6 protein-coding genes are annotated in these 6,377 nt (G+C 58.5%); all 6 read right to left on the bottom strand.

The genetic code is table 11. From position 1 onward, the window contains the following. Positions 1-495 (bottom strand): hypothetical protein (locus JW885_10005; protein MBN1882495.1); only part of this gene is annotated, 495 nt, incomplete at its 3' end. A gap of 231 nt (positions 496-726) precedes the next feature. After that, the gene (locus JW885_10000) at positions 727-1,506 is read right to left on the bottom strand and encodes a hypothetical protein (GenBank protein ID MBN1882494.1); all 780 of its coding nucleotides are present in this window, start codon (positions 1,504-1,506) and stop codon (positions 727-729) included. A 51-nt stretch (positions 1,507-1,557) separates the two neighbouring features. Further along, a complete protein-coding gene (locus tag JW885_09995) occupies positions 1,558-2,685 on the bottom strand; it encodes a glutamine amidotransferase family protein (GenBank protein MBN1882493.1) in 1,128 nt (375 codons plus the stop codon). Beyond that, entirely contained in the window at positions 2,682-3,956 is a 1,275-nt protein-coding gene (locus tag JW885_09990; protein ID MBN1882492.1) for an NAD(P)/FAD-dependent oxidoreductase, read from the bottom strand. Before JW885_09990 ends, JW885_09995 begins: the two co-directional genes overlap by 4 nt. Further along, positions 3,953-4,399 (bottom strand): 4Fe-4S dicluster domain-containing protein, encoded by a 447-nt coding sequence (locus JW885_09985; protein MBN1882491.1) that lies wholly within the window; start codon positions 4,397-4,399, stop codon positions 3,953-3,955. The genes JW885_09990 and JW885_09985 overlap by 4 nt, the downstream gene beginning before the upstream one ends. Before the next feature lie 84 nt (positions 4,400-4,483). Continuing rightward, complete coding sequence (locus JW885_09980; protein ID MBN1882490.1) at positions 4,484-6,007, bottom strand: alpha-hydroxy-acid oxidizing protein; 1,524 nt, start codon at positions 6,005-6,007, stop codon at positions 4,484-4,486. Between the last annotated feature and the right edge of the window lie 370 nt (positions 6,008-6,377).

Raw genomic sequence — 6,377 nt, 5'->3', positions numbered from 1 at the left:
GAAGCCCGCCCATGCGGCGTATTCGTCGAACGTTCCGTTGAGCGCCGTGCACACCGGCGTCTCTTCCTTCAGCTCCGTGCAGTTGGAGCAGATAGGATTGTCGTATACGACGACATCACCTTCGGAATAGACCCGCCCCTTGCCGGTGGCCATCACGTAGATCTCCATCATCTTGAAAAAGCGCTCATTCGGAGGAAGGTCGGTCAGGTGATTGTACAGGCCCGCCTCTATGGATATTTTAGCCAGTCCCCTGCCGATTTGACGCATGATCGCCTTGGCCCCGGAGGTCCCCAGCACCTGGTAGTAGCTGGCGGTAATCCCCGAGAACTCTTTTTCGGTGTAATTTTTTTCCAGGGAGTAGTCCGGCTTGTTCTCCAGGAGGTAGGCGAGGCCCGCGTAGTTGAGAATAGACTTCAGGCCGTTGAGCCCCAAGATCTCTTCGGTGGCGTCGAGGGTCACACGAATCGCCACATTCGATACGGTTTTATCGCTCATCTGTCGGCCTCATTTCAAGAAAAGGGAAATAGCGGTAGAGAGCGTTTTATATGCTTTCAGTATAAAGGAAAAAAGTGCTGAAGAAAAGAAAAAACGTGTGCGTCTTCATCCATTACTGAAGAGGCCGCGGTGCGACGTACTGGAGATTGGAATGAAAAACACGCCGGGGGAGGCGTGTGTATAGTGCGATGATGCGTTCCGACGGTCGGCGGGAGATGGGGCGTGTGTGTCTCAGTATGCGTACATGTTCCCGTAGGGACGAAGGGATGTGGGATGGTACTTGTAAAAGGGTTGAGACATGATCTCCGTGTGATCCAGGTCGAAGTCCCGGGCGAAATCCAGGAGATTGTATTCTAAAATTTCCATTTCCTGGTCGGTGGGCGTTGCAACCCCCAGCTCTTTACCCAGATAGCGCCGCTCAACCTCTCCCCGGACGAAAATCGAGCCGCCGTGCATGCCGGTGCCCATAAAGAGTCCGGCAGTGGGGCGCTCCGGGTGATTGCTGTACATTCCCAGGAGTATCAGGCGGCCCCCCGCCATGTATTCGCCGAAGAAATCCCCGGCCTTGCCGCCCACGATGATGACCGGGACCTTTTCGTAGTATTCCTTCATATGGATGCCCACGCGGTACCCGCAGTCCTCCTTTATATGTATCTTGCCTCCCCTCATGGCGTAGCCGCAGACGTCTCCCGCTATGCCGTTGATGGCGATTTTGCCGCCGTCCATGGTGTTTCCCACGCCGTCCTGGGCGTTGCTGTGCACCCTGACGATGGGACCGTTCATGAACGCCCCCAGGTCCTGGCCCGGCGTGCCGTGGATGTCGATGCTCATCTCCGCCTTGATGCCGTCGGCGATGTATCTCTGTCCATTGATGTTGGTAAGCGTAAAATGCGCATGACCCGCCTCCGTCATGCGGCGAATGGCATGATTGAGGTCGCGGTAATAGATGCCGGCGCAATCGATGGTGACTGTGCCGTTTTCTGTGCTGATCGCGTGAGATATATCCTGCATCGCTGTCTCCAGTTTCTGTTTTTTCCGGATGGAATTCATCCGGGCATCCCGTTACGCCACGGTTTTTTTGCTGTCCTGTCGGGCGGAATCCAAGAGCGCGATTACCGGCTCTCCCGCGATGGGCGCCCAGACCTTGTCCGGATCGGGGCAGATTTCGCGGATGGCGCTTTCTTCGGACGACATGTATGTGACATCCCCCTTGACCGCCACCACCAGGGGGCGAAGCTTGACCCGGTCGTTCAATCCCACCAAGCCCTCGTTGTTTGCGAAGAGGATGGCAAACGGTCCGTTGAGGAGCGCCGGGCCGTATATCATTCGTATGGCTTCCATGACCTTTGCCTCTTCCGGGTCCGCGTATGCCAGCTCCTGCCAGAACGGCGAGGAGAGCGCCATGCACGCCACATCAATAGAGAGGCCGTGGCGGCGGATGAGGAGATCCAGCATGTACGCCACCACCTCGGTATCGGTCAGCAGGGTGCACTTGTAGCCGAACATCTCCAGGTATCGCTTGTTGATGCCGTAGGAGGATATCTCCCCGTTGTGAACGATGGACCAGTCCAGGATCGTGAAGGGATGGGCGCCTCCCCACCAGCCGGGGGTGTTCGTGGGAAATCGGTTGTGTGCGGTCCATATGTGGCCGGAATATTCCTCCAGCATGAAAAACTCGCTGATGTCTTCGGGGAATCCCACCCCCTTGAAGGCGCCCATGTTTTTCCCGCTGGAAAAGACGAAGGCCCCCTCGATGGTGTCGTTGATGTCCATAACACGGGAGACCATGATATCGTCGATTGAGGCGACTTTTTCTTCGATTCTCTTTTTTTCGGTATCGGTGAGCACCGGTTGAGTGAAGTAGCGCATCAGGCGGGGAGGGGACTCTATCTTCTCGGTTGGACGGGTGGGAATCTTCTCCTGCTGTTCGACGTCCATGTGTTTTCTCAGGTACCGCTCGGTGTTCGTCTGGGCGTCTTCGTGATCGTACATGATGTGGAGGGCGTAGAGATCCTTGTAGTCGGGATAGATGCCGTACGCGGCGAAGCCGCCCCCCAGGCCGTTTCCCCGATCGTGCTGGTTGGCGATGGATCGGGTGACCACCGATCCGGAAATGCGCTCGCCCTTTCTGTTGATGATGCCCGAGAGCCCGCAGCCGCTGATGTCCTTCTGGTAGTGATGGTTGCTCATCGTCCCAGCCTTTCCTTTCGTACGTCCGTGTCCAGATGAACGTGGCCGAAGTCCGGCGAGAGCATCCGCTCCTCCAGGCCCGCCACGTCCACACCGTCCCGAATGAGTCCCGCGAAAATCCCCGCCCGGGCCACATCCCCCACCAAAACAACGCCCAGAAGCCTTCCTTTGTCCAGCACCAGTTTTCGATAGGTCTCCGCTTCTTCATCAAGGCGTGTCAGCACGGTGAGGTCTTGATCCTCTTCCGGATTGACCAGGCCGATACTGATGGTATCCAGCCCGTAAAAACCGATGGCGTTCATGGGAAGGCCGCCCTCATAGGTTTCGTCGGCGCCGGCCATATTTCGGCCCGCCTGCCTTCCCTGCCGGTAGGCGTTGGGGAGGATGGGGGTGACCCGTTTCTCTTTCGCAATGATATCGTAGGCGGATGCCGTGTCTCCGGCGGCGTAGATATGCGTATCCGAGGTGGTGAGTGTGTCGTCCACCACAATGCCCCGGTCCACCGTCAGCCCGGCGGCTTCGGCCAGATCCAGGTTGGGACGCACGCCGATGGCCACCACAACGGCGTCGGTTTCGATCTCCGATCCCGTGCGAAGCCGCACGCCCGTGACGGCACTGCCGTCGGTGAGGACCTCGTCAACCGTATCGCCGGTGATGACGACGATTCCCGCGCGATCAAGGCGTTTTCTGGCCATTTCGCCGGCGATATCATCGAACGCCTGGGAGAGGACGCGATCCATCAGCTCAAGGACCGTCACCTGTACACCGATGTCGTTCAGCGCCTCCGCCGCCTTCAGGCCGATCAGACCGCCGCCAATGACCACGGCCTTCTGTATGGCGTCTTTACGCGTCAGTATCTCTTTGGCGTCCCGATAGGTGGTGAAGGTGAATATCCTCCGATCGGGATCCGGGGCGCCGTCGGTGCCGGTGATGGGAGGGAAGATCGGTACGCCGCCGGTGGCGATCAGGAGCCGGTCATAGGGGACCGTTTCCCCGTTCTCGAGGGTGACGAAGTTCTTTTTTGTGTCGATCCCCACGGCCGTGGCCCCGGTCTTCACGATTACTTTGAGGGAGTCGTAGAAATCTTTCTCCCGAAGTGGCATGCCGGAATCAGTGAGCTTGCCCGACAGCCAGTAGCTGATGCCCGGACGGGAGTAGGGGGGATGCATCTCCTCGGTAATCAGCGTTATTGCACCTTCCGTATCGACGCTTCGGATACCCTCCACGCAGCCCAGCCCCGCAACGCCGCCTCCGATTATCACGTAGTTCATCCCGCCTCCTCCTCTATGACGATGAGCGCACGATTGGGGCAGGCGGCCACGCACGCGGGCACGTCCCGGTCGCCGCACAGATCGCATTTGACCGATTTCTTGGCGTTTTTATCCATGGTGACCGCGCCGTAGGGACATGCCATCACACACGACCAGCATCCGACGCATTTTTCCTGGTTGACCGTCACCCGGCCGTCCGGATTTTTTTGCATGGCCCCGGTGATGCACGCCGAGACGCAGTGCGGATCGTCGCAATGTCGGCACGTGACCGACAGGGATACCGGCCCCTCCTCCTCCACGTGTGAGCGGGGCAGGGGACGCTTTTCCTGTTTGTACGCCTTGATGATGTCTTTCGTGTCCGAATGCTCGACGATACAGGCGATCTCGCACAGCCGGCACCCGATGCAGACATCCTCAACGGCGATGACATATCGGTGCTTCACGATGTCTTCCTCTGTTCATAACGGACGGCCCTCTCACGAGACGTCCCTCGGTGTTGTACGATGTGATATGATCGGTCAACATGATTACTCCCCGGCGTGCTTGACGCCGAGGATATCCATTTCCACGCGGCTGAGTCCCACGCCCCGGAGTTTTTCCCGGTTTCCCCTGAGGCTCTCGATGGCGTTCAGGCCCATGCCGCCCATCATCTCCTGGATTTCGTGGCCCCAGGCGTGTATCAGGTTCACCAGCCGTTCCGTGGCGATGTCCGGGTTGAGGCGCTTTGCCAGGTACGGATCGTTGGTGGTGATGCCCCAGGGACACTTGCCGGTATAACAGCGCTGACACATGCCGCACCCCATGGCGATGAGGGCGGCGGTGCCGATGTATACCGCGTCGGCCCCGAGGGCGATGGCCTTGACCACGTCGGCGCTGCAGCGGACGCTCCCCGCCGCCAGAATCGAGGCCTGGTTTCGTATCCCCTCCTCCCGGAGCCGGGTGTCCACCGCGGCCAGGGCCAGCTCCAACGGGATGCCCACATTATCCCGGATCATGGTGGGGGCGGCTCCGGTGCCGCCCCTCAGCCCGTCGATGGTCACGATGTCCGCCCCGGCCCGGACGATGCCTGAGGCAATGGCGGCCACGTTGTGTACCGCGGCGATCTTCACCGAGACCGGCTTGGTGTAATCCGACGCCTCCTTGAGGGCGTAAATGAGCTGGCGGAGATCCTCGATGGAGTAGATATCGTGATGGGGCGCCGGAGACAGGGCGTCGGTGCCGGTGGGGATCATCCTGGTCAGGCTGATGCCCTCGCCCACCTTCTCCCCCGGCAGGTGACCGCCGATTCCCGGCTTGGCCCCCTGGCCGATCTTGATCTCGATGCCGCATCCTGCGTTGAGGTAATCGGAATGGACGCCGAACCTTCCCGACGCCACCTGGACGATGGTCCACCGGCCGTAGTCGTACAGCGTGGGATGCAGCCCTCCCTCGCCGGTGTTATAGGCGATGCCGGTCTTCTTCGCCGCCCTCGCCATGGCCAGGTGCGCGTTGTAATTGAGGGCGCCGTAGCTCATGGCCGAAAAGACAATCGGGTATTCAAGCCTGATCTGGGGCTCAAGCGGAGTCTTGAGACGGAGCTTTCCGTCTTCCTTTTCGATCTCGAGGCTGTCCGGCTTTCGGCCCAGAAACGAGGTCAGCTCCATCGGCTCACGCAATGGATCAATGGAGGGATTCGTCACCTGGCTTGCGTCGAGCAGCAGGCGATCCCAGTAAATGGGGTAGGGCTTGTCGTTGCCCATGCCGGTCAGGAGCACGCCTCCGGTGGACGCCTGTTTGTAGACGTTCTTGATGTAATAGTCGGTCCAGTTGGCGTTCCCCTTGAAATCCCTCGGATTCTCCTTGATGGTGATTGCCCCGGTGGGGCAGAGGGCCTCGCAGCGGTGGCAGTCCACGCACTTGTCGTGGATTTCTCCCATGGTGTCGGTTTCGGGATCGTAGATATGGGCGCCGTAGGAACACTGGCGCTCGCAGACCCGGCATGAGATACAGAGATCCTCGTCCCGAACGATGACAAATTCCGAAAAGGTGTTGTATGGCGCCTGGTAGAGCACAGGGTAACCTCACAGGTGAAAAAGCGTTCTATTGAGAAAGACCGTTTTTAGCCGATGAACATCGGTGAAACGGCGTCTTACAATCTAATGCAATAGCAATGCCATAAATCGCCCGAAATTTCAAGAGGTATCTGATGCGGTTCGTACTGTGTGGCTTACAACAACTTGAAAAGATTGATGTATTTTTTCGCCTGACACAGAGCGATACCGCATGCGGTGCATGTGAAACCAATAAATATACCATTTCCCGAAAAATAACACAATATTGTTCGACATGTGACAAAATTGTAATTTTTTTGTCGATTCCCATGACGCACGTGAAGGTATCGGAACAGTGTGGTGACACAATCGAGGGCGCTCGCCGGCGGGA

This window comes from Candidatus Zymogenaceae bacterium (genome assembly GCA_016931225.1).
GTDB lineage: Bacteria > Desulfobacterota > Zymogenia > Zymogenales > Zymogenaceae > JAFGFE01.
This window is presented reverse-complemented; position numbering and strand designations above follow the sequence as displayed.

Excerpts from the sequence above, each read along its gene's own strand:
- JW885_10000 (MBN1882494.1), bottom strand. The coding sequence starts at position 1,506 with ATGCAGGATATATCTCACGCGATCAGCACAGAAAACGGCACAGTCACC.
- JW885_09995 (MBN1882493.1), bottom strand. The coding sequence starts at position 2,685 with ATGAGCAACCATCACTACCAGAAGGACATCAGCGGCTGCGGGCTCTCG.
- JW885_09990 (MBN1882492.1), bottom strand. The coding sequence starts at position 3,956 with ATGAACTACGTGATAATCGGAGGCGGCGTTGCGGGGCTGGGCTGCGTG.